A 21,687-nucleotide genomic window follows, 5' to 3' on the forward strand; every position below is an offset into this window, starting at 1 on the left:
AGGGCGAGGCGATATAGCCCGAAGAGCGCGCGGTCACAGACGAATGTCTTGCGGGCCCCGGATGAGTGCCTCAATCCGCGTGCCGGTAGCGCGCTCTTCGTTGCTGAAGCCGTCGTAGTCAGCCAGGTTGGCGAAGCGAATGCCGGTCAACTGTTCAATTTGCAGCACGCTGCGCCGGTAGGTCCTGAGTGGGCCGAAGATCAGGTCGAGCTGCCCCAGCTCGCGGCTTTGATCGATCATGTAGGCACTGGCCGAGGGTTTGCCGTCATCGCCCAGGTAAGCCACCACTTTCCAGAATGCCTTGGGGATTTTCACGCCACGGTACACGCGGTCGTCATCGGCAAACACTGGGCCGCTGAACACGGTGGCGCGGGCTTGCCAGCGTTGGGTGTTATCCAGGATGTAGTCTTCCAGCTCCAGCCAGGTCTTCTGGTTGAACCCGCTCATTTGCGGCGAACAGTTGGTGAAATGGAAGGTATCGACATTGGCGGTGGCGGCCTGCTCGCCCCAGTTGGGGTCTTGGCGCCGTACCAGGTGGCCGCGGTCCAGGCCATTGTTGGTGTAGAGCGCTTCGCCCACCTGCGCGCTGATCGGCAGGCGACCGTCGTAGGCCCAGGTGTCGTTGCTGCGGGTAATGTCTACGTGCTTGGCGCCGTCGATATTGACGCCCACGTAGAGCGCCAGTCGCCGCGAGCGCGACATCGTTATCGAAAAGTGCGTGTAGTCCAGGCGCAGTGGTTCCACATCATCCTGCAACGCCTCGTCTGTAGTGGGCCAAGGCACGACGAAGCGGCTGAGAAAATCCGTGGCGTAACCTTGGCGGTCCTGCAGATCCTTGGCGGCGGTCACCCGTGGGGTTGCTGCCCGGGCTTCCAGCAGACTCGCGCTTGGCGCGATCAGTGGGCGCAGATCGGCCAGGCGCGGGCGATGGGACAAATCGATAGGGGGATTGCGGGCTGGCATGGGGTGTTCCTCTCGGTCCTTGAATACACACCAGTGCAGCATAGGCTCATGACAATTTCAGCCTGGCCGCTATCGCGATTGTGAGGGCGGCGCTTGTCACGTCGCCGCCAGCAGCCTTCTCACTTCGGCGACGATCAGATCGATCTTGAAGGGCTTGGCCAGCACGGCGTCAAACAGGTCCGAGCGCTCCATACCGATGTGTGCCTGCGCGCCGCTCATCAGGATGATCGGCAGGTGATTGACGCTCGGCAGGGCGCGCACCGCTTCGGCGAGCTGTTGACCGTCCATCACCGGCATCATGAAGTCGGTGATGATCAGCGACGGGCGTTCGCGCTCCAGCACGTCCAGTGCCTTGCGTCCGTTGCTCGCTGTGACGACCATGAACCCCTCATCCTCCAGCGCGAAGCCAAGGATGTCGGCGATCAGATATTCGTCATCGACGACCAGGATGGTGGTCATGTCAGTCCAACCCACACAAAGACTTAAAAAGCTGAACCAGGCAGCGCTGAATTGGACACCACTGAGGGGGCATTTCTTGAAACCTTTCTTAGATCAACGGCTTGGTCGCGGATGACCACTTCCAGAAGCGAGGGGTCATAGAAGCTGTCTCTGACCTTAAGAATGGAAAGCGTCCTTCTAAGTTCAGACTGAATCTCGAAGAAACGCATCAACATCAAGTTGTCGGCAATGCTCGACAGCTCGGATGCCGGTGAACTGACCTCGGAACCGAACAGATCGTGCATTTCCCAGGTCGCGAATACCGTGACGCCACGGGCGCGCAGTTCGTTCATCAGCGCGCTGTAGAAATCGGTGATGCGCGCCGGGTTGGTGGACACGCGGGTCATGCCGCTGAGGCTGTCGATAAACAGACGCTTGATGCCTTTTTCTTCCACCAGGCCCAGCAGACGCGCGCCCAGACCGTCGAGCAAGCCTTCGGTGGTGGGCTGCCAGGCGATGCTCAGGGCGCCGCTGTCCTGCATCTGTTGCAAGTCGATGCCGAGGGACAGGCCCTTGAGTTGCAGGCGCTGCGGGCTTTCGTAAAAGCCGAAGTGCAGACCCGGCGCGTCCACCGTGGACTCGGACAAAAACTTGAGGCCCAGGGTGGTTTTGCCGATGCCCGACGGGCCCATCACCAGGGTCACGCTGGAGCTGTGCAGGCCGCCGCCGAGAATCGCGTCCAATGAAGTGATGCCGCTGGGGATGCGCGTCAGGTCGGCGCTGTCCGGTGCGGAAGGGCGGCCATAGAGGCTTTCCAGGCGCGGGTACACCACCAGGCCGTCGTTGGTGATTTCGCATTCGTGCAGGCCGGTGAGCGCGCCGCTGCCGCGGGTCTTGCGCAATTGGATACGGCGGACCGAGCGGGTGCCGAACAGTTCTTCGCCCATTTCGATCACGCCGTCGACCATGGTGTGTTCGGGGCTGCCGTCGTCCAGGCGCGAGCTGGTTAGAAACAGCACGGTGCAACCGGCGAAGGCGGCATGGCCTTGCAGTTCGGAGATGAATTTTTTCGTGTCGATGGGTGAGTCAGCTTTGGAGCGCGCATTGAGCAGGCCGTCCACCACCATGACGGTAGCCTTTTGCCGACTGATTTCGCGCCGGAGCAACTTCACCACCTCGTCGAGACCTTCGTTTTCCAGGGTGTCGAAGGCGCTGACGAATTGGATTTCGGCGCCGACGCGGGAGGCATCGAAAAAGCTCAGGGTGGACAGAAACTGGAAAAGGCGGTCGTGGGATTCCGCCAGCAACGTAGCGACCAAGACACGGCCGCCGTTGCGCGCATGATGAAACCCCAGCTGGTTGGCGAGGATGGTTTTACCGGAGCCGGGGCGCCCCTGGATGATATAGGACGCCCCAGACACCAGCCCTCCCTTGAGCAGAGCATCCAGCCCTTCGATTCCGCTTTGAAGGCGATTTAGCTTTTCCACAGTGCGATCCTGACCCTAAAAACATGCTGTTAAGCCGAGTGGACAGGATGCTAACGCCATTTGTTCAATGGGGCTACTTACGATCCAGCCACACCGTCTGTGCATTACAGAACTCTCGTACGCCAAAGTGCGACAACTCGCGGCCGAACCCGCTCTTTTTCACACCGCCAAAAGCGACGCGCGGATCGGAAACGCTGAACGCATTGACGAAGATACCGCCAGTCTCCAGTTGGTCGGCGATCTGGCGCGCCTTGGCCGGATCCTCGGTGAAAATGCTGGCGGTGAGGCCGAACTCGCTGTCATTGGCCAGGGCCACGGCGTGGTCGGCATCGCGGGCAGTGATGATCGAGGCTACCGGGCCAAACAGTTCTTGTTTGAAGGAGGTCATCTGATCGGTGACATCCGCCAGGACCGTCGGCTGATAATAGTTGCCGGCCCCCTCGACTTTGTCGCCGCCCAGCAGCAGGGTGGCGCCTTCGTTCAGGGTCGCCTGGACTTGCCCATGCAGTTCGTCGCGCAGGTCGAAGCGCGCCATCGGGCCGACGTAAGTACTGTCGGCGGTCGGGTCGCCCATGACCAGGGCGCGAGTGGCTTCGACGAACTTCGCGGTGAAGGCTTTTGCCACCCCTTCCTCAATGATCAGGCGCTTGGCGGCGGCGCAGACCTGGCCGCTGTTCTGGAAGCGGCCGATGACGGCGGCCTGCACGGCGGCGTCGAGGTCGGCGTCGTTGAGCACGATAAATGGGTCGGAGCCGCCCAGTTCCAGCACACATTTTTTCAGCGCGGCGCCGGCCTGTGAGCCGATGGCGATGCCGGCCCGCACACTGCCGGTGAGGGTGACGGCGGCGATGCGTGGGTCAGCGATGGCGTTGGACACGCCATCCTGGGTCACGTTGAGCACTTCGAACAGGCCATCAGGGAAACCGGCTTGCTGGAACGCTGCTTTGATCAGGTACGCGCAGCCCATCACATTCGGCGCGTGCTTGAGCACGTAGGTATTGCCAGCGAGCAAAGTCGGCACGGCACCGCGCAGCACCTGCCAGACCGGGAAGTTCCACGGCATCACGGCGAGGATCGGCCCCAGCGGGCGGTACTCGATGTGCGCCGTGCCGTTGTCCACCAAGGTCGGTTCCGGGACGAGCATGGCCGGGCCGTGGGCGGCGTACCACTCGCTGAGTTGGGCGCATTTTTCGATTTCGGCACGGGCCTGGGCAATGGGTTTGCCCATTTCCAGGGTGATCATCTGCGCCATGGCTTCGGCCTGCTCGCGCAGAGCAGTGGCCAGGGCCAGCAGCAGCTCGGCACGCTGGCAGACCGGCTGGCGACGCCAAGTGCGGAACGCCCGGGTAGCGCGATCAAGCGCCGCGTCCAGTTGCGGTGCGGTTTCGTAAGGGTAGCTGCCGACGGTTTCGCCGCTGGCCGGGTTGATCGAGAGGGCGTGGGTCTGGGAAGTGATTGCGTTCATGGCGCCGTCCTGCTGAATGGGAGGAATGGGTTCAGCGTACGGGGCTGGCTCTTTTCTGAGAACTGAATAATATTGAGCGATACATTCACGAATGGAGAATGACTTGGATCTGGTGCAGTTGGAAATCTTCAAGGCCGTGGCCGAGCAGGGCAGTATCAGTGCCGCGGCACAGCTGATCCATCGGGTGCCGTCGAACCTGACCACGCGCATCAAGCAGTTGGAGCAGGACTTGGGCGTCGAGTTGTTTATTCGCGAGAAGAGCCGTTTGCGCTTGTCGCCAGCTGGGTGGAATTTCCTCGGCTATGCGCGGCGCATTCTCGATCTGGTGCAAGAGGCCCGCGCCACGGTGGCGGGGGAGGAGCCCCAGGGTGCGTTCGCCCTGGGCTCGCTGGAAAGCACGGCGGCGGTGCGCATCCCGGCCTTGCTGGCGGCCTATAACCAGAAGCACGCCAAGGTCGAGTTGGACCTGAGCACCGGGCCATCGGGCACCATGATCGAAGGTGTGCTGTCGGGGCGCCTGACGGCCGCGTTTGTCGACGGGCCGGTGTTGCACTCGACCCTGGAAGGTGTGGCGGTGTTCGAGGAAGAGATGGTGGTGATCGCGCCGCTGCACCACGCGCCGATCACCCGAGGGCAAGACGTGAATGGCGAGAACATCTATACGTTCCGCTCCAATTGCTCTTACCGGCATCACTTTGAGCGCTGGTTTTCCCAGGATGGCGCGGTGCCGGGCAAAATCTTCGAAATCGAGTCGTACCACGGTATGTTGGCATGCGTCAGCGCCGGTGCCGGGCTGGCGTTGATGCCGCGCAGCATGCTGGAAAGCATGCCGGGGTCGGCGGCGGTGAGTGTGTGGCCGCTGGCCGATACCTTCCGCTTATTGAATACCTGGCTGATCTGGCGGCGTGGCACGGTGTCGCAGAGTTTGAACAGCTTTGTGAAGCTGCTGGAGGAGGGCGGCCTGGTTGCCGCCTGAGTTATCGATAGGGGAGTGGATTTGCCCTCTCCCACATGTTGGTCTTCATCAGCCGCCGAACTGGAAGGTGCCCATGGCCAATTTCGCCATGATCGCCGTTGCCCCCAGTTGCACCAGCCACAGTGCCAAACCACCGAGGAACACACCGAGCGCCACTTGCAGCACCAGGCTTTTTTCACGCTTGGGGTGGTGGGTGGCACGCGGGGGGAAGGGGTCCATGTCGTCGGGGTCGGCGCGCAGGTCCAAGTCATCGTTTCGCATAGGGCTCTCACAGCAAAGGGGCGGTGGGGTTCAGTCTAGGGGCTGGATACGAAAAAGGGGAAGCCATCGGCTTCCCCTCCTTATGCAACCAGCAGGTTTACAGGACCTGAACGATTGCCTTTGTGACCGCATCGATGTTGGCCTGGTTCAACGCTGCCACGCAGATCCGCCCGGTATCCAACGCGTAGATGCCGAACTCGGTGCGCAGGCGGGTGACTTGCTCAACGGTCAGGCCGGAGTAGGAGAACATCCCGCGCTGGCGACCGACGAAGCTGAAGTCGTGGCCCGGTGCAGCCTTGGCCAGTTCGGCGACCATCTGCTCACGCATGCCACGGATGCGCAGGCGCATTTCGGCCAGTTCGGCTTCCCACTGAGCACGCAGCTCCGGGTTGTTGAGTACCGCCGCGACGATGGCCGCGCCGTGGGTCGGTGGGTTGGAGTAGTTGGTGCGGATCACACGCTTGACCTGGGACAGGATGCGCGCGCTTTCTTCCTTGGACTCGCTGACGATCGACAGCGCGCCTACGCGCTCGCCATACAGCGAGAACGACTTGGAGAACGAGCTGGACACAAAGAAGGTCAGGCCCGACTCGGCGAACAGGCGCACGGCGGCGGCGTCTTCGTCGATGCCATCGCCAAAGCCTTGGTAGGCCATGTCGAGGAACGGCACCAGGTTTTTGGCCTTGACCACGTCTAGGACTTTTTGCCAGTCGTCCGGGCTCAGGTCGACGCCGGTCGGGTTGTGACAGCAGGCGTGCAGTACCACGATGGACTGCGGCGGCAGGGCGTTGAGGTCTTCGAACAGGCCGGCACGATTTACGTCGTGGGTGGCGGCATCGTAGTAGCGATAGTTCTGCACCGGGAAACCGGCGGTTTCGAACAGCGCGCGGTGGTTTTCCCAGCTCGGGTCGCTGATGGCCACCACGGCGTTAGGCAGCAGCTGCTTGAGGAAGTCTGCGCCGATCTTCAGCGCGCCGGTGCCGCCAACGGCTTGCACGGTGACCACCCGCTCAGCGCTGAGCAATGGCGACGCTTGACCGAACAGCAGGGTCTGCACGGCCTTGTCGTAGGCGGCGATACCATCGATCGGCAAGTACCCGCGAGCGGCATGTTGCGCCACGCGAATGGCTTCCGCTTCGGCAACGGCACGCAAGAGTGGAATCTTCCCCTCCTCGTTGCAGTAAACGCCTACGCCAAGGTTGACCTTGGTGGTTCGGGTGTCGGCGTTGAATGCTTCGTTGAGGCCCAGGATTGGATCGCGTGGTGCCATTTCGACAGCGGAGAACAGGCTCATTTTTGCGGCAGCTCTATGGGGGGTAGGAGGGACGTGTCGCGCTCCAGCCGAATGCACTAGAGCGGTGCACAAACGGGGAGCTAGTATAGAGCCCATCATCGCCGAGGGCGACCACCGAAACGGCTTTTCGGCCAAGTTTTTCGGTTTATTTACCGACCGTTAGTCATATTGCAACCTTGATCGAAAACCCAGGGTCAGACGATTGCCTTGAAAGCCGTCACATTCGCCTCCACTTGTATGGCTATCATGATTATTTCCTACGGCCCGCTCTGTATTTTCGCGGATGGTGGTCTATTTCTTCCCCGACCGCTTTACAGTCTGGGGTGACTTCAAGAGGTACGTTATGTCGGATTTCCAACTAGTCACCCGCTTCGAACCCGCCGGCGATCAGCCCGAGGCCATTCGCCAGATGGTCGAAGGCATTGAAGCCGGCCTGGCCCACCAGACGCTGCTTGGGGTGACCGGTTCAGGCAAGACTTTCAGCATCGCCAACGTCATCGCCCAGGTGAACCGCCCGACCCTGGTGCTGGCGCCGAATAAAACCCTGGCCGCGCAGTTGTATGGCGAGTTCAAGGCGTTTTTTCCGAACAACGCGGTGGAGTACTTCGTTTCCTACTACGACTACTACCAGCCCGAAGCCTACGTGCCGTCCTCCGATACCTTTATCGAGAAGGACGCCTCGATCAACGACCATATCGAGCAGATGCGCCTGTCCGCGACCAAGGCGCTGCTGGAGCGCAAGGACGCAATCATCGTTACCACGGTGTCGTGCATCTACGGCTTGGGCAGCCCGGAAACCTATCTGAAGATGGTGCTGCACGTCGATCGCGGCGACAAACTCGACCAGCGCGAGCTGCTGCGTCGTTTGGCGAGCCTGCAATACACCCGCAACGACATGGACTTCGCCCGGGCCACCTTCCGCGTGCGCGGCGATGTGATTGATATTTACCCGGCCGAATCGGACCTGGAGGCGATCCGCATCGAGCTGTTCGACGATGAAGTCGAGAGCCTGTCGGCGTTCGATCCGTTGACCGGCGAGGTAATTCGCAAACTGCCGCGCTTCACCTTCTATCCGAAAAGCCACTATGTGACGCCTCGCGAAACCCTGATGGGCGCGATTGAGGGCATCAAAGTCGAATTGGCCGAACGCCTGGAATACCTGCGCGCCAACAATAAGCTGGTGGAAGCCCAGCGCCTGGAACAGCGCACCCGCTTCGACCTGGAGATGATCCTGGAGCTGGGTTACTGCAACGGCATCGAAAACTACTCGCGCTACCTCTCAGGCCGCGAGTCCGGCGCGCCGCCGCCGACCCTCTATGACTACCTGCCGCCGGATGCGCTGCTGGTGATCGATGAATCCCACGTCAGCGTGCCGCAGGTGGGCGCGATGTATAAGGGTGACCGTTCGCGCAAGGAAACCCTGGTGGAATACGGTTTCCGCCTGCCGTCGGCGCTGGATAACCGGCCGATGCGCTTCGATGAGTGGGAGGCCATCAGCCCGCAGACGATTTTTGTCTCGGCAACGCCTGGCAACTACGAAGCCGAGCATGCCGGGCGGGTGATCGAGCAGTTGGTGCGTCCCACCGGCCTGGTGGACCCGGAAATCGAAATCCGCCCGGCGCTGACCCAGGTCGACGACCTGCTGTCGGAAATCAACAAGCGCGTGGCCCTGGAAGAGCGGGTGCTGGTCACTACGCTGACCAAACGCATGTCCGAAGACTTGACCGACTACCTGGCCGACCACGGCGTGCGTGTGCGCTACCTGCACTCGGACATCGACACCGTGGAGCGCGTGGAGATCATCCGCGATCTGCGCTTGGGCACCTTTGATGTGCTGGTGGGCATCAACCTGCTGCGCGAAGGCCTGGACATGCCGGAAGTGTCGCTGGTGGCGATCCTGGATGCAGATAAAGAAGGCTTCCTGCGCTCCGAGCGTTCGCTGATCCAGACCATCGGTCGCGCGGCGCGTAACCTCAATGGTCGTGCGATTTTGTACGCGGACCGTATCACCGGTTCTATGGAGCGGGCGATCGGCGAAACCGAGCGTCGTCGCGACAAGCAAATTGCCTTCAACCTGGAACATGGCATCACGCCCAAAGGTGTGTTCAAGGACGTTGCCGACATCATGGAAGGCGCCACCGTGCCCGGCTCGCGCAGCAAGAAGCGCAAGGGCATGGCCAAGGCCGCGGAGGAGAGTGCCAAGTACGAAAACGAACTGCGCTCGCCGAGTGAAATCACCAAGCGGATTCGGCAGTTGGAAGAGAAGATGTACCAGTTGGCGCGCGACCTGGAGTTTGAAGCGGCGGCGCAGACGCGTGACGAGATTGGCAAGTTGCGTGAGCGATTGCTGGCGGTTTGATCTGCGCTGAATTGACTGGCCTTATCGGGGGCAAGCCCCCTCCCACAGTTGAAATGTGTTCACAGATCCAAGTGTGGGAGGGGGCTTGCCCCCGATAGCCGCGCCGCGGTTTTCCAGAAAACCCCCTGGGCTGTTACCATTCGCCCCTTGTTTCAATTTTCAGTTATATCGCCCATTCGAGACCTGCCATGACCACCGTCCGCACGCGCATCGCGCCATCGCCCACTGGGGATCCCCACGTCGGTACCGCTTACATCGCCTTGTTCAACTACTGCTTCGCCAAGCAGCACGGCGGTGAATTCATTCTGCGGATCGAAGACACCGATCAACTGCGCTCCACCCGCGAGTCGGAGCAGCAGATTTTCGATGCGCTGCGCTGGTTGGGCATTACCTGGGCCGAAGGCCCGGACGTGGGCGGCCCCCACGGCCCGTATCGCCAGAGCGAGCGCAGCGACATCTACAAGCAGTACACCCAGCAACTGGTCGACATGGGGCATGCGTTCCCATGCTTCTGCACCGCCGAAGAACTCGACCAGATGCGCGCCGAACAACAGGCCCGGGGCGAAACGCCGCGCTACGACGGTCGCGCGCTGTTGCTATCCAAAGAAGAAGTGGCACGTCGCCTGGCTGCCGGCGAACCCCATGTGATCCGCATGAAGGTGCCGAGCGAAGGCGTGTGTGTGGTGCCGGACATGCTGCGCGGTGACGTCGAGATCCCGTGGGACCGCATGGACATGCAGGTGCTGATGAAGACCGACGGCCTGCCCACGTACTTCCTGGCCAACGTGGTCGACGACCACCTGATGGGCATCACCCATGTGCTGCGCGGCGAAGAATGGCTGCCGTCGGCGCCGAAGCTGATCCTGCTCTACGAATACTTCGGCTGGGAGCAACCGCAACTGTGCTACATGCCGCTGTTGCGTAACCCGGACAAGAGCAAGTTGTCCAAACGCAAGAACCCGACTTCGGTGACCTTCTACGAGCGCATGGGCTTTATGCCCGAAGCGATGCTCAATTACCTGGGTCGCATGGGCTGGTCGATGCCGGACGAGCGCGAGAAGTTCTCGCTGCAGGAGATGGTCGACAACTTCGACTTGTCCCGTGTGTCGCTGGGTGGGCCGATCTTCGATATCGAAAAGCTGTCGTGGCTCAACGGCCAATGGCTGCGTGACTTGCCGGTGGAAGAATTCGCCAGCCGTGTGCAGCAGTGGGCGTTGAACCCTGAATACATGATGAAGATCGCACCGCTGGTGCAGGGCAGGGTGGAGACCTTCAGCCAGGTCGCGCCGTTGGCCAGTTTCTTCTTTGCGGGGGGCGTGAACCCGGATCCGAAGCTGTTTGAATCCAAGAAGCTCTCGGGTGATCAGGTTCGCCAGTTGATGCAGTTGATCCTGTGGAAACTGGAAAGCCTGCGTCAGTGGGAGAAGGACGCCATCACCGCGACGATTCAGGCGGTGGTCGAGTCCCTGGAGTTGAAACTGCGCGACGCCATGCCGCTGATGTTTGCGGCGATCACGGGGCAGGCCAGTTCGGTGTCGGTGCTTGATGCGATGGAAATTCTCGGCCCTGACCTGACGCGTTTCCGTCTGCGCCAAGCGCTTGATTTGCTGGGTGGTGTGTCGAAGAAAGAAAACAAAGAGTGGGAAAAGCTGCTGGGCACTATCGCTTAAGCACGCGGTTGTAACGACGAAACCCCGGTTTTCCGGGGTTTCGTCGGTAAGTGATTGTTATCCCGGCAAAAAATTTTGGAAATTGTTGAAAATAAATTTGACACGTTTCCAAACCGCCATTAAGATTCGCCCCGTCCTCACCGATGAGGGGCTATAGCTCAGCTGGGAGAGCGCTTGCATGGCATGCAAGAGGTCAACGGTTCGATCCCGTTTAGCTCCACCAATTTGCAGGTTCAAGGTCTGGCCACACCGTCCTTGAATCGATCAGAACTCAGCTCTGATCCGTTGTACAGAAGGTTTTGTCCCCTTCGTCTAGTGGCCTAGGACACCGCCCTTTCACGGCGGTAACAGGGGTTCGAGTCCCCTAGGGGACGCCAGTTTCAACAAGCAGCTCGCAAGGTCTGCTGCGCCGCGAGGCGAAAAATCTGGGGCTATAGCTCAGCTGGGAGAGCGCTTGCATGGCATGCAAGAGGTCAACGGTTCGATCCCGTTTAGCTCCACCAATTTACAGGTTCAAGGTTCCGGCCACACCGTCCTTGGATCGATCAGTCTCAGCCTGATCAATTGTATAGAAGGTTTGTGTCCCCTTCGTCTAGTGGCCTAGGACACCGCCCTTTCACGGCGGTAACAGGGGTTCGAGTCCCCTAGGGGACGCCACGATTACCCGCTCTGCGGGATTTTTAAGGGTCATTCAATTATTGAATGGCCCTTTTGTTTGTCTGGCGTTTGGCCAATTCCTCCTTCCCTTTCTTCTTGTCGTTCTGACCAGTGGTCATACCCGTCGCTTGCGGAATATTATTATGGTAATAATATTCAACCCATGAACCACGGAGGCAACGATGAGCGACAAAAAAGCGCAAACCCGCGAACGCATTCTGCAGGCTGCCAGCGCTGCGTTGATTCAGCGTGGCCCGGCTGAGCCTAGCGTCGGTGAAGTCATGGGGGCGGCGGGGCTGACCGTGGGTGGCTTCTACGCACACTTTGAAAGCAAGGACGCGCTGATGCTGGAGGCATTCAGTCAGTTGCTGGCTCAGCGCCGCGCGTCCATCAATGACCTGGACGAGCAGATCACCGGCGAAGAGCGCCGCGCCCTGGCGGCGGCGTTTTATCTGTCGCGCAAACACCGCGACTCAACCTCCCAGGCCTGCCCGCTACCCGCCACGGTCGGGGAGATGGGGCGCTTGCCAGAGGCGTTCCGCCAGGTGCTCAGCGAACATGTTGAATTGATGGCTGCACAGTTGGCGACGTGCCCGGAAGACATCGACAAAGCTTTGGCGGACATGGCGTTGATGGTGGGTGGACTGACCCTGGCGCGTGCGCTCGGGCCGGGTGAATTGTCGGATCGGGTGATGCGCGCGGCCAAGTCGGCGGTGCGCTGAAAAGGAGCGGGTTATGGGTGCGTTAACCTGGGTGCGAGGTGTCAACGGTACATTGGGGTACGTGGCGCCGCGAACGGTGGCCAACAGAATGCGGCGTGTGTTCATGACCCCGCGCGAATTGCCGCCCCGTGATTGGGAGTTGCCGCTGCTGGCGCAGGCGCAGCGTGTCACGTTGCGTTTCGGTTTGTCGGCGCTGCGCTGGGGCGAAGGGCCCGCCGTGCTGCTGATGCACGGCTGGGAAGGCCGGCCAACCCAATTCGCCAGCCTCATCAATGCACTGATCGACAACGGCTACTCCGTGATCGCCCTGGACGGCCCGGCCCATGGCCATTCGCCGGGGCGTGAAGCCCATGTGCTGCTGTTTGCCCGAGCCATGTTGGAGGCGGCCGCCGAGTTGCCGCCGCTGCACGCGGTTATCGGCCATTCCATGGGCGGGGCGAGTGCCATGCTCGCCGTGCAATTGGGATTGCGCACCAATGCGTTGGTAAGCATTGCTGCGCCGTCGCGCTTTCTGGATGTGCTGCGCGGCTTTACCCGTATGGTGGGCCTGCCGACGCGGGCGCGGCTGGCATTTATCCAAGAGGTCGAACTGACGTTTGGCATGCCGCTCAAACATCTGGATGTCGCTCACTACGATATGGCTATTCCCGGGCTGATTGTGCACGCCGAGGACGATACGTTTGTGCCTGTCAAGGCCGCCAAGGCCATTCACGAGGCCTGGTTCGACAGCCGCTTGCTGCAACTGGAGCAGGGTGGGCATCAGAAAGTACTGGCCGATCCACGGGTGATCGACGGTGTGCTGACGTTGTTGGCCGGCGCTCGGTTACAGGAGCGACAAAGCGCCTGATACACTGCTGCCCCCTGACATTAATCGACCGGGAGCAGCGCATGGGCTGGGATTTGGCAACGCCGTTTATCATCGACCTGCAGGTCGCCCCTGAAGACATTGACGGTCTGGGGCACGCCAACAACGCAGTGTATGTCGCCTGGCTCGAACGCTGCGCCTGGCGCCATTCGCAGCGCTTGGGGTTGGACCTTGCCGAGTACCGTCGATTGGATCGTGCCATGGCGGTGGTGCGTCATGAAATCGACTACCTGGCGGCCGGGTACGAAGGCGATGAGTTGCAGTTGGCCACTTGGATCGTCGATTGGGATCAGCGTCTGAAGATGACCCGCCGTTTCCAACTGGTCCGCCCCCGGGATGGCGCCACCTTGCTGCGGGCGCACACCACATTCGTCTGCATTGAGCTGTCCAGCGGCAAGCCCAAGCGCATGCCGGCGGAGTTTCTCGATGGCTATGGCCCCGCCCTGACAGGGGGTTAACGGTTGCAGTGGGAAACCCAGTAAACTGCGCCACGATTTTTCTTGAGTGTTTTCCATGCAAATTGCTTTGGCGCCCATGGAGGGGCTGGTCGATAACATCCTGCGTGACGTGCTGACCCGCGTCGGCGGGATTGACTGGTGCGTGACCGAATTCATCCGCGTCAACGACCGCCTGCTCACCCCAGCCTATTTCCATAAGCTCGCGCCTGAACTGCTGCACGGTGCCCACACCGCAGCGGGTGTGCCATTGCGTGTGCAATTGCTCGGCTCCGACCCGGTTTGCCTGGCGGAAAACGCCGCGTTGGCCTGTGAACTGGGCTCCGAAGTGATCGACTTGAACTTCGGCTGTCCAGCCAAGACCGTCAATAAATCGCGCGGCGGTGCCGTGCTGCTCAAGGAACCAGAGCTGCTTAACCAGATTGTCGAGCATGTGCGCCGCGCGGTGCCGGCGCATATCCCGGTGACTGCCAAGATGCGCCTGGGCTTCGACAGCCCCGACGGTGCGCTGGTATGCGCCACAGCCCTGGCCGAGGGCGGCGCCGCCCATATCGTGGTGCACGCCCGTACCAAGACCGATGGCTACAAGCCGCCCGCGCATTGGGAGTGGATTCCTCGTGTGCAGGACGTGGTCAAGGTGCCGGTGTTTGCCAATGGCGATATCTGGAGTGTTGAAGACTGGCGGCGTTGTCGCGAAGTCAGCGGCGCCGAAGACATCATGCTCGGCCGTGGCTTGGTGGCGCGTCCTGATCTCGCGCGGCAAATCGCGGCTGCTCGCGCAGGTGAGGACGTGGTTGAGATGACTTGGGCACAGCTGCAACCGCTGCTGCAGGATTTCTGGGTGCAATGCGTGGCGCAATTGACCGAGCGCCAGGCGCCAGGTCGCCTGAAGCAGTGGCTGGCGATGTTGACGCGTAACTACCCCGAAGCGGTGGCGTTGTTTGCCGCCTTGCGGCGTGAGACATCGCTGGAGCAAGTCAGTCTTTTGCTCGGTGTGGCTCATCCGCCGGTTTATCAGCCCTGACGGAGGAGTGGGTCGGCGGTATGGCGTGAATGGCTGCATGTTTCCAGGAAATGCTCCGTATCGAAAGATGCGGGGCATTTTTTGTTTATGGGCGGCATCAGTGGGGCGGCGTCAAGTGAGATGTATTTTTTATATTTAACCAAGCTGATGTATCGCCGGGTGTCTTTTTATTTAAGTTCATACACATGTGTCAGTTTGTCTTGATTTGTTTCTTGCGAGGCTGTTAGCAGAATCAATTACTGGGCGGTATCCGGAATTATTTCGCTGAGTTGCGCGCGCGTCGATTTATTAATATGTATTTCCGTTAATGCCTTCGCTTGGCGGCTTGATTCGCGGACTTCCGATAAAAGCCATGAGGCATTATCTGAAAATTCGGTTTGATTTCCTTATATGAAATGCGATTCAAGGAACCCGACAGCGTTATTTTCCACGAAAGTAGGGACTGTGAAGCAGCCTTGTTGCTTGCTGGTCAATAAGACTATTGCTTTCCTGTTCCTATAACGGGGTCAGGTTGCGTTAATTGAGGAATTTATGAATGTCTCTAACGATCAATAATCCTACTTTTGTAAAACCTGATACATCGATTCTCGATCAACCGTCGTCCAAGCCGACGAGCGCTGATGCTAAATCCACCCCGCCTAGTAGCACTTCCCGTTCCGATGTTTCGACGACGCGCTTTGAAAATTCTAGCGTTAAAAATAACGAGTTGATGTTCAGTGCGGGTGCACTCTCTAAGATGTTTGACATGATCGAACAGTTCTTTAGGTCTATGCGGGAAGTGTTTGTTGGGCGAAATAATGCGCCTGATCTTATGTCTGGTTTGAAGCATTCGCCGGGTCTTACGCCGGACGTCACCAAAGCGCCTGTGAAGCCGGATGCTGCTGACCAACCGGCGACGCCAGGCGCAGATAAGCGATTGGTAAAGCCGGATATGGAAAAGCAATCGGTGAAGCCGGATGCTGCCGCCCCATCCGTGACACCAGGCTTGGAAAAGCGTCGGGTAACCCCTCAGACAACGGACCTCTCCGGTAAGGCTGACGCAGAGAAGTCGATGGTTTTAGCGGACGCCCGCAACACCCCAACACCGGTGATGCCGCAAGTGCCCCGGCCTGAGGTCGCAGTGACCAACGATGCAAAGGCGAACGTACAGGTGAATGTCAACGTCAGCCATTGTCACTGCCCCGACCACGGCGTATTGCCTGATAGTGGGATCAGGCCAAGGGTTGTCCCAGGCGTGCGCGTTGGGCCCAATCCCGATGTAACGCCTGGCGTAACGCCAAAACCCGCGCCGAGAGTTAAGCCTGAGGTGAAACCGGACACGAAGCCAGACGTGAAGTTGGAAGTGAAACCGGACACGAACCCGGCCGTGAAGTTGGATGTGAAACCGGACACGAACCCGGCCGTGAAGTTGGATGTGAAACCGGACACGAACCCGGCCGTGAAGTTGGATGTGAAACCGGACACGAATCCGGCCGTGAAGTTGGATGTGAAACCGGACATGAAGCCGGCCGTGAAGTTGGATGTGAAGCCGGACGCGAAACCCAATGTGACGCCACCCGTCAAGCCGGACACCCTCGTCGAAGTTAAACCTGACAAAACGGAACCTGATTTGACCAGCCCTGGCCCAGCGGAAAATACATTCGATAACAGGGACTGGCGTTTCAATAGGCGGCCTGCATTCAGGCGTTGAAAACAACAGGCTAGGATCGTTCACGTAAAACAATGACTTCTCCGGTGTCGGCTCGGTTCGGTGAGGTCATTGTTCAAGGAGTCAGTTATGCCATGTCCTTTAATTAATAATGTTGCGCGTGTGATAGATGTGCGTCAGGTCCTTGGTGTTGATACTTTCAATGCAGTGAATGAAGACGTCTCGCACGGTTCTTCCAGAAATAACATAAAGTTTGATGCGTCGCCCAGCGCCGTCGCGAATGTAAAAAATAGTGCTGTCCAAAATGCGGATGCGGTCAATTCATTGGTGGCATTGTTTGCTTCATTTTTTAACCAATTAATTGGCTTGATATCCAATAAAAAAGAAACAGCCGTACCTGACGTTCCACGTCCCCCTGACGTTCTGCCAAAGGTCGTACCTGATCCGACACCGCCCGCTCCCGGACCCGCCACGGATATCCCGGGTCTTTCAAGCAAGCGTAATGGTGCCAAGCCGGAGAATATTTGGAGTGGTTTTCGTCAGGGCCCCGATGGCAATTGTGTCACTGTCTCGGCGATTAAGGCGGCGATGCATCGCTTCGGTCAAAGCCCAACGGATATTTATAAAGAGGTGAAAAAAACCAGTACGGGTTATCACGTGGTCATGCGGGACGGCTATGAACTGACCTTGAGCGACCAAGAGTTGAGAGAGGGCGCACAAGGCGCGAAGTTTATTGGCCCGGACAAAGGAATGCTCAAGGATGCGCAGTTTCTGTTTGCGGTGAGCGCCAAGCGTGCTCAACGGGACAATAACGACGGCACGGCGGGCAGGAGTTACCGTGCAGCGATCCACAGCTTGAACAACGGTGAGGATGAAACCATGGCAGGTGAGGGGTTTGAACGGCTTGGATTGAAAAAGCACATGAAAAGAGTCTCCGTGCGTGAGCTCGCCCGTGGACAAATAGGCATGTGTAATCGAGCCGGGCATTCGGTGGCGGTTATCAACGGACGTGAAGAGTTGTGGGGGCGACAGGGTTCGACACCGAGACGGGGCGTTGCAGTAGCCTTGGTCTAGGGGTCGCTTACCTGCGCTGAAGGGCGGGTGTCGGCTATACCAGCAGCCGTCTGAAGCCTTCGATCGGCAGCGGACGACTGTGTAAATACCCCTGGTACAAATGGCAGCCCAGCATCTGCAGGAATGCCAGTTGTTCAGGGGTTTCCACTCCCTCGGCAATCACCTCCAGATTCAAACTGCGCGCCATGGCCACAATGGCGCGGATGATTTCGGCATCGTTGGGATCGTGGGTGGCATCGCGGACAAACGATTGGTCGATTTTCAGCGCGTCCACCGGCAAGCGCTTGAGGTAAGTGAGGGATGAATAGCCGGTGCCGAAGTCATCCATCGCAAAGCTCACGCCGAGTTTTTTCAGGCGGCGCATCTTGCTGATGGTGTCGTCGAGGTTCTGGATCACGATGCCTTCGGTGATTTCCAGTTTCAGCAGGCTGCAGGGCAAGGAGTGCTGCTGCAGACTGCGCTCCACCCGCTCGACAAAATCGCTCTGGCGGAACTGCCGCGGGCTGATGTTCACGCACAGGCTGAAGTCCAACGGGTCGATCTTGCCCTCCTGAAGCAATTGCCCGAACGCCGCGCAGGCCTCGTCGAGAATCCAGGTGCCGACTTCAAGGATCAAGCCACTGTCTTCCAATACCTTGATAAATTCCGCCGGCGACTGCGCGCCCAATTGCGGGTGCTGCCAGCGCACCAAAGCTTCGGCGCCGACGATACGGTTGCCGCGCGCGTCCACTTGCGGCTGGTAATGCACGCTGAACTCGCCGCGGGAAAGGGCCAGGCGCAGGTCGGTTTCCATGCGCAGCCGTTCGCTGGCGGTCTTCTGCATGCTGTTGTGGAACATTTGCGTGGTGTTGCGCCCCGAGTCCTTGGCGCGGTACAGCGCGATGTCGGCGCGCTTGAGCAGGTCGGCCGGGGTCGAACCGTGGTCGGGGATCAGCGCCACGCCGATGCTGGGAGTGACTTGCAGGCGGTGACCGTCCAAAAACATTGGCTCCGAGAGCAACTCACGCAGGGTATTGGCCAGGTTCTGAACCTGATGGCTGACTTCGTTGCGTGAGCCTTCCAGACCGCTAAGCAACACCACGAACTCATCGCCGCCCAGGCGCGCTACGGTGTCTTCCATGCGCACGCTGGCTTCAAGCCGCGCGGTGACGATTTTCAACACGGTGTCGCCCACCGGGTGGCCGAGGGAATCGTTGATGTGCTTGAAATGGTCCAGGTCCAGAAACAACAGCGCTCCGCGCAGGTTGTGGCGCTTGAGCAATGCAATCTGCTGGCTCAGACGATCCATCAGCAGCGCGCGGTTGGGCAGGTTGGTCAGTGGGTCGTGATAGGCCAGGTGGCGGATCTGCGCCTGGGCGTTTTTCAGCAGGCTCACATCCCGCGCCGTCAGCAGCAGGCACGGGGTTTCATTCAGCGTAATGGGCTCCACCGAGACTTCCACTGCCAGTAATTCGCCGCGTTTGTTGTGCCAGAGCATCTCCAGATGATGGATGCGACCCTTGATCTGCAGCTCGGCCAGCAGCGCCGAGCGTTGTTTGTCGTCGGCCCAGATGCCGATCTGATAGAGGGTCAGACCGATGGCCTCTTCAGCACGGTAGCCGGTCAAGCGGCAGAAACCATCGTTGACTTCTAGATACCGGCCGGTGTCGCGTTCGGTGATCGAGATAGCGTCCGGGCTGGAATGGAACGCCTTGGCGAACTTTTCTTCGCTGGCCTTCAACGCCGCCTCCGAACGTTGTTGCTGGGTGATATCGCGCAAGGTCGTGACGATGCACGGTTGCTCCCCCACTTTGATCAGGCGGCTGGAAATCACGCAGGTCAGCGCGCGGCCGTCTTTGTGATGGGCCACCACCGCCACATTGTTCAGCGCTTGCTCGCGGATTACTCGCTCGATGCGCTCAAGGCGCTGGCTCGAATCGTTCCATAGGCCGATTTCATCGGCGCTTCTGCCGATGACCTCGGCGACGCTCCAGCCGAAGGTCTGGGTAAACGCCGGGTTGATCTCGATGAACGCGCCGCTATCCAGGCCGGTGACGCAGATTGGGTCGGGGCTGGCCTGGAACAGACTGGCGAATTTCTCTTCGGAGGCGCTCAGGCGCTGTTCCCGTTCGACCTGATCGGTGATATCCAGCAAGGTGCCGGCCATGCGCAACGGCGCGCCCTGGGCGTCGCGGTACAGGCGGGCGCGGCTTTCCAAATAGCGTGAGGAGCCGTCTTCCATCGGCACGCGGTAGGTCAGCTGATAGTTGCCGGCCGGGCCTTCGCGCAGGGTGCGGTAGGCATGGCGCATATTTTCGCGCTCTTCATCGGGCATGCCTTCGAAAAACGCATCGAAGGACTCGTGGAACGGCTCCGGCGGCAGGCCATGCAGTTGGGCGGCGCGGGCCGAGCCGTAGAGCATGCCGCTGGGGATGTGCCAGTCCCAGGTGCCCAATTGCGCGGAATCAAGGGCCAGGTCGAGACGCTCTTGGCTGTCCTTGAGGGCGTCCTCGGCCATTTTGCGTTCGGTGGTGTCGAGGAACGTGCTGATCAGGTAGGCCTCACCGTCCAGTTCGACCTTTTGGGCGCTGAGCGTGCCGTCGTGGATCTGGCCGTTACTGGCGCAGAACTGCACTTCCATGGTGATCGGTTCACCCTTACGCTGGGTGGCTTTGACCAGCTGCGCGCGTTGTTCGGGATGGCGCCATAGGCCCAGCTCCAGGGTGGTGCGGCCAATCGCATCGGCCAGAGGCCAGCCGAACAGCATTTCAAAATACTGGTTGGCCTCGCTGATCAAGCCGTCGGCCTGGCGGGTCAGCAGCACCATGTTCGGGCACAGGTGGAACAGCGTGGCGAAGCGCTTTTCAGAATGGCTGAGGGCGCGCTCCCGCTCGCGCTGTTCGGTGATTTCGCGGATCACCCCGATCATGCGGCCCCGTCCGGTGTTATCCGGCACCACACTGCCGTTGATCTCCAGCCAATGAAAGCTGCCGTCTGGCCACTGGATGCGGTGGTGCATGGCTTGCTCGAACGGCTCGCCGGCCAAGACTGCGTGGAAGGCGCGCACCACCCGGGAGCGATCGGCGGGGTCCAGCAGTTCCAGGTATTCCAAGTCCTTGGGCAGTGGCTGGCGCGGGTCGAAGCCGAACAGCGCCTGGGTGCCCCGTGACCAACTGATGCGCCCGCTGTCGATTTCCCAGCACCATGCGCCCAGGCGCGCGGCATTGAGCGCCGCCAGCAACTGCGGGGCGCTCTCCCAGCTTTGCTCCGCCTCACGCGGGTCGAGGGCGTAGATGCGGGGCAGCGGTGGCATGGAATCGACGGGGGTGCGCATTATCAAAGGGCCTTGGCTCACTCAATGGGCAAACAACGCGGTCCTGCTCAATAAACCGGGACGCAGTAGGTCATGCCGATATCCCCGGGAGATCGACCTGTGCATCCAGCAAGCTCATAAAGGCCCGCGCAGCGTTCGACAGCGTCCTTTCGGTGTGCACGATATAGCCTAGCTGCCGACTGAGCTGTATGCCTGGCAAAGCGACACTGGCCACCTGATCGTCCAGCATGGTACGCGGCAGCACGCTCCAGGCCAGGCCGATGGACACCATCATCTTGATAGTTTCCAGGTAGTTGGTACTCATCGCGATATTCGGCGTGAGCCCCTGAGCCTCGAACAAACGGCTGACAATATGGTGGGTAAAGGTGTTACCGCCAGGGAATACCGCCGGGTGGCCGGCAATGTCGGCCAGGCTGACAGGGCTATCGCCGGCCAGGCTGTGTTCCGGCGCTACCACGAAATCCAGCGGGTCGTCCCAAACGGAGGTGGCGCGCACTAGATGATGAGGGTCGGGCGCCAGGGTGATCACCGCCACTTCGGCACGGCCATGGAGGATTTCTTCGTAGGCCACTTCCGAATCCAGAAACTGAATATCCAGGGCCACGTTAGGGTACTGCCGGGTAAATGTGCGCAGTACCGGCGGCAGGCGATGCAGGCCGATATGGTGGCTGGTGGCAAGGGTCAGGCGCCCGCTGACTTCGCCGGTGAGATTGGTGAGGGCGCGGCGCGTGTCGTCCAGCACATTCAGAATCTGATACGCGCGCGGCAGCAGGGCACGCCCGGCTTCGGTCAGGCCAACCTCGCGGCCCAGCCGGTCGAACAGCCGCACGTTGAGCTGTTGCTCCAGGCCAGCAATGCGCTTGCTGATGGCGGGCTGGGTCAGGTGCAGGCGCTCGCCGGCCCCGGAAAAGCTGCCAGTCTCGGCGATGGCAATAAAGGCATTGAGGTTGGCCAGGTCCATTGTTGTATTCCAGTTGGTAATCCAAAGCATAAAAAATATGAATTTGAGTTATTTA

General features: G+C 60.0%; 17 protein-coding genes and 4 tRNA genes. 13 read left to right on the forward strand and 8 right to left on the reverse strand.

From position 1 onward, the window contains the following. Positions 1–33: 33 nt before the first annotated feature. The 4 genes from ABX75_RS13480 to ABX75_RS13495 all read right to left on the reverse strand — a co-directional run bounded on the left by ABX75_RS13480 (position 34) and on the right by ABX75_RS13495 (position 4,353). The gene (locus ABX75_RS13480; RefSeq protein WP_034136856.1) at positions 34–963 is read right to left on the reverse strand and encodes a DNA/RNA non-specific endonuclease; all 930 of its coding nucleotides are present in this window, start codon (positions 961–963) and stop codon (positions 34–36) included. 96 nt (positions 964–1,059) lie between these two features. Further along, a complete protein-coding gene (locus ABX75_RS13485; RefSeq protein ID WP_034099201.1) occupies positions 1,060–1,422 on the reverse strand; it encodes a response regulator in 363 nt (120 codons plus the stop codon). Positions 1,423–1,445: 23 nt separating this feature from the next. Beyond that, positions 1,446–2,888, reverse strand: coding sequence for an ATPase domain-containing protein (locus ABX75_RS13490; protein WP_034099199.1), 1,443 nt, complete (start codon positions 2,886–2,888; stop codon positions 1,446–1,448). 73 nt (positions 2,889–2,961) lie between these two features. Continuing rightward, on the reverse strand, positions 2,962–4,353 hold the full coding sequence (locus ABX75_RS13495) for an aldehyde dehydrogenase family protein (protein WP_047882084.1): 1,392 nt from the start codon (positions 4,351–4,353) through the stop codon (positions 2,962–2,964). Positions 4,354–4,456: 103 nt separating this feature from the next. Between ABX75_RS13495 and ABX75_RS13500 the strand changes: the two genes are divergently transcribed. After that, complete coding sequence (locus ABX75_RS13500) at positions 4,457–5,329, forward strand: LysR family transcriptional regulator (RefSeq protein WP_034099848.1); 873 nt, start codon at positions 4,457–4,459, stop codon at positions 5,327–5,329. 48 nt (positions 5,330–5,377) lie between these two features. Here the strand turns inward: ABX75_RS13500 and ABX75_RS13505 are convergent, their stop codons facing one another. After that, a complete protein-coding gene (locus tag ABX75_RS13505) occupies positions 5,378–5,590 on the reverse strand; it encodes a hypothetical protein (protein WP_034099195.1) in 213 nt (70 codons plus the stop codon). A 97-nt stretch (positions 5,591–5,687) separates the two neighbouring features. After that, on the reverse strand, positions 5,688–6,884 hold the full coding sequence (locus ABX75_RS13510; protein ID WP_047882085.1) for an amino acid aminotransferase: 1,197 nt from the start codon (positions 6,882–6,884) through the stop codon (positions 5,688–5,690). 343 nt (positions 6,885–7,227) lie between these two features. On the opposite strand from ABX75_RS13510, the gene uvrB reads away from it, so the two are divergent. The 12 genes from uvrB to ABX75_RS13570 all read left to right on the forward strand — a co-directional run bounded on the left by uvrB (position 7,228) and on the right by ABX75_RS13570 (position 17,358). Continuing rightward, on the forward strand, positions 7,228–9,243 hold the full coding sequence (uvrB, locus tag ABX75_RS13515) for an excinuclease ABC subunit UvrB (RefSeq protein WP_034099192.1): 2,016 nt from the start codon (positions 7,228–7,230) through the stop codon (positions 9,241–9,243). Positions 9,244–9,431: 188 nt separating this feature from the next. After that, a complete protein-coding gene (gltX, locus tag ABX75_RS13520) occupies positions 9,432–10,913 on the forward strand; it encodes a glutamate--tRNA ligase (RefSeq protein WP_034114447.1) in 1,482 nt (493 codons plus the stop codon). 147 nt (positions 10,914–11,060) lie between these two features. After that, a tRNA-Ala gene (locus tag ABX75_RS13525) sits at positions 11,061–11,136 on the forward strand. Between the two features lie 78 nt (positions 11,137–11,214). Continuing rightward, positions 11,215–11,290 (forward strand) — tRNA-Glu (locus ABX75_RS13530). 50 nt (positions 11,291–11,340) lie between these two features. Beyond that, positions 11,341–11,416, forward strand: a tRNA-Ala gene (locus ABX75_RS13535). A 78-nt stretch (positions 11,417–11,494) separates the two neighbouring features. After that, positions 11,495–11,570: transfer RNA gene (locus ABX75_RS13540), tRNA-Glu, on the forward strand. Positions 11,571–11,752: 182 nt separating this feature from the next. Beyond that, positions 11,753–12,292 carry a TetR/AcrR family transcriptional regulator gene (locus ABX75_RS13545; RefSeq protein WP_034099190.1) on the forward strand — a complete coding sequence of 180 codons (540 nt, stop codon included), beginning with the start codon at positions 11,753–11,755 and terminating at the stop codon, positions 12,290–12,292. A 13-nt stretch (positions 12,293–12,305) separates the two neighbouring features. Continuing rightward, positions 12,306–13,139: an alpha/beta hydrolase gene (locus ABX75_RS13550; RefSeq protein WP_034099189.1), complete on the forward strand. Its 834-nt coding sequence runs from the start codon at positions 12,306–12,308 to the stop codon at positions 13,137–13,139. A gap of 41 nt (positions 13,140–13,180) precedes the next feature. Further along, the gene (locus ABX75_RS13555; RefSeq protein ID WP_034099188.1) at positions 13,181–13,615 is read left to right on the forward strand and encodes a thioesterase family protein; all 435 of its coding nucleotides are present in this window, start codon (positions 13,181–13,183) and stop codon (positions 13,613–13,615) included. A 55-nt stretch (positions 13,616–13,670) separates the two neighbouring features. Further along, positions 13,671–14,636, forward strand: a complete 966-nt coding sequence (locus ABX75_RS13560) for a tRNA-dihydrouridine synthase (RefSeq protein ID WP_034099186.1) — start codon at positions 13,671–13,673, stop codon at positions 14,634–14,636. A gap of 535 nt (positions 14,637–15,171) precedes the next feature. Next, the gene (locus tag ABX75_RS29405) at positions 15,172–16,326 is read left to right on the forward strand and encodes a hypothetical protein (RefSeq protein ID WP_177329683.1); all 1,155 of its coding nucleotides are present in this window, start codon (positions 15,172–15,174) and stop codon (positions 16,324–16,326) included. Positions 16,327–16,413: 87 nt separating this feature from the next. Then, a complete protein-coding gene (locus ABX75_RS13570) occupies positions 16,414–17,358 on the forward strand; it encodes a hypothetical protein (RefSeq protein WP_177329684.1) in 945 nt (314 codons plus the stop codon). A gap of 34 nt (positions 17,359–17,392) precedes the next feature. Here ABX75_RS13570 and ABX75_RS13575 read toward each other — a convergent pair whose 3' ends face one another. Together ABX75_RS13575 and ABX75_RS13580 are read right to left on the reverse strand one after the other, a co-directional pair. Then, on the reverse strand, positions 17,393–20,671 hold the full coding sequence (locus ABX75_RS13575; protein ID WP_047882086.1) for an EAL domain-containing protein: 3,279 nt from the start codon (positions 20,669–20,671) through the stop codon (positions 17,393–17,395). Positions 20,672–20,741: 70 nt separating this feature from the next. Then, positions 20,742–21,632: a LysR family transcriptional regulator gene (locus tag ABX75_RS13580; protein WP_034099178.1), complete on the reverse strand. Its 891-nt coding sequence runs from the start codon at positions 21,630–21,632 to the stop codon at positions 20,742–20,744. Positions 21,633–21,687 lie beyond the last annotated feature (55 nt).

The sequence above is a fragment of the Pseudomonas sp. ARP3 genome (genome assembly GCF_001029595.1).
Lineage (GTDB): Bacteria > Pseudomonadota > Gammaproteobacteria > Pseudomonadales > Pseudomonadaceae > Aquipseudomonas > Aquipseudomonas rhodesiae.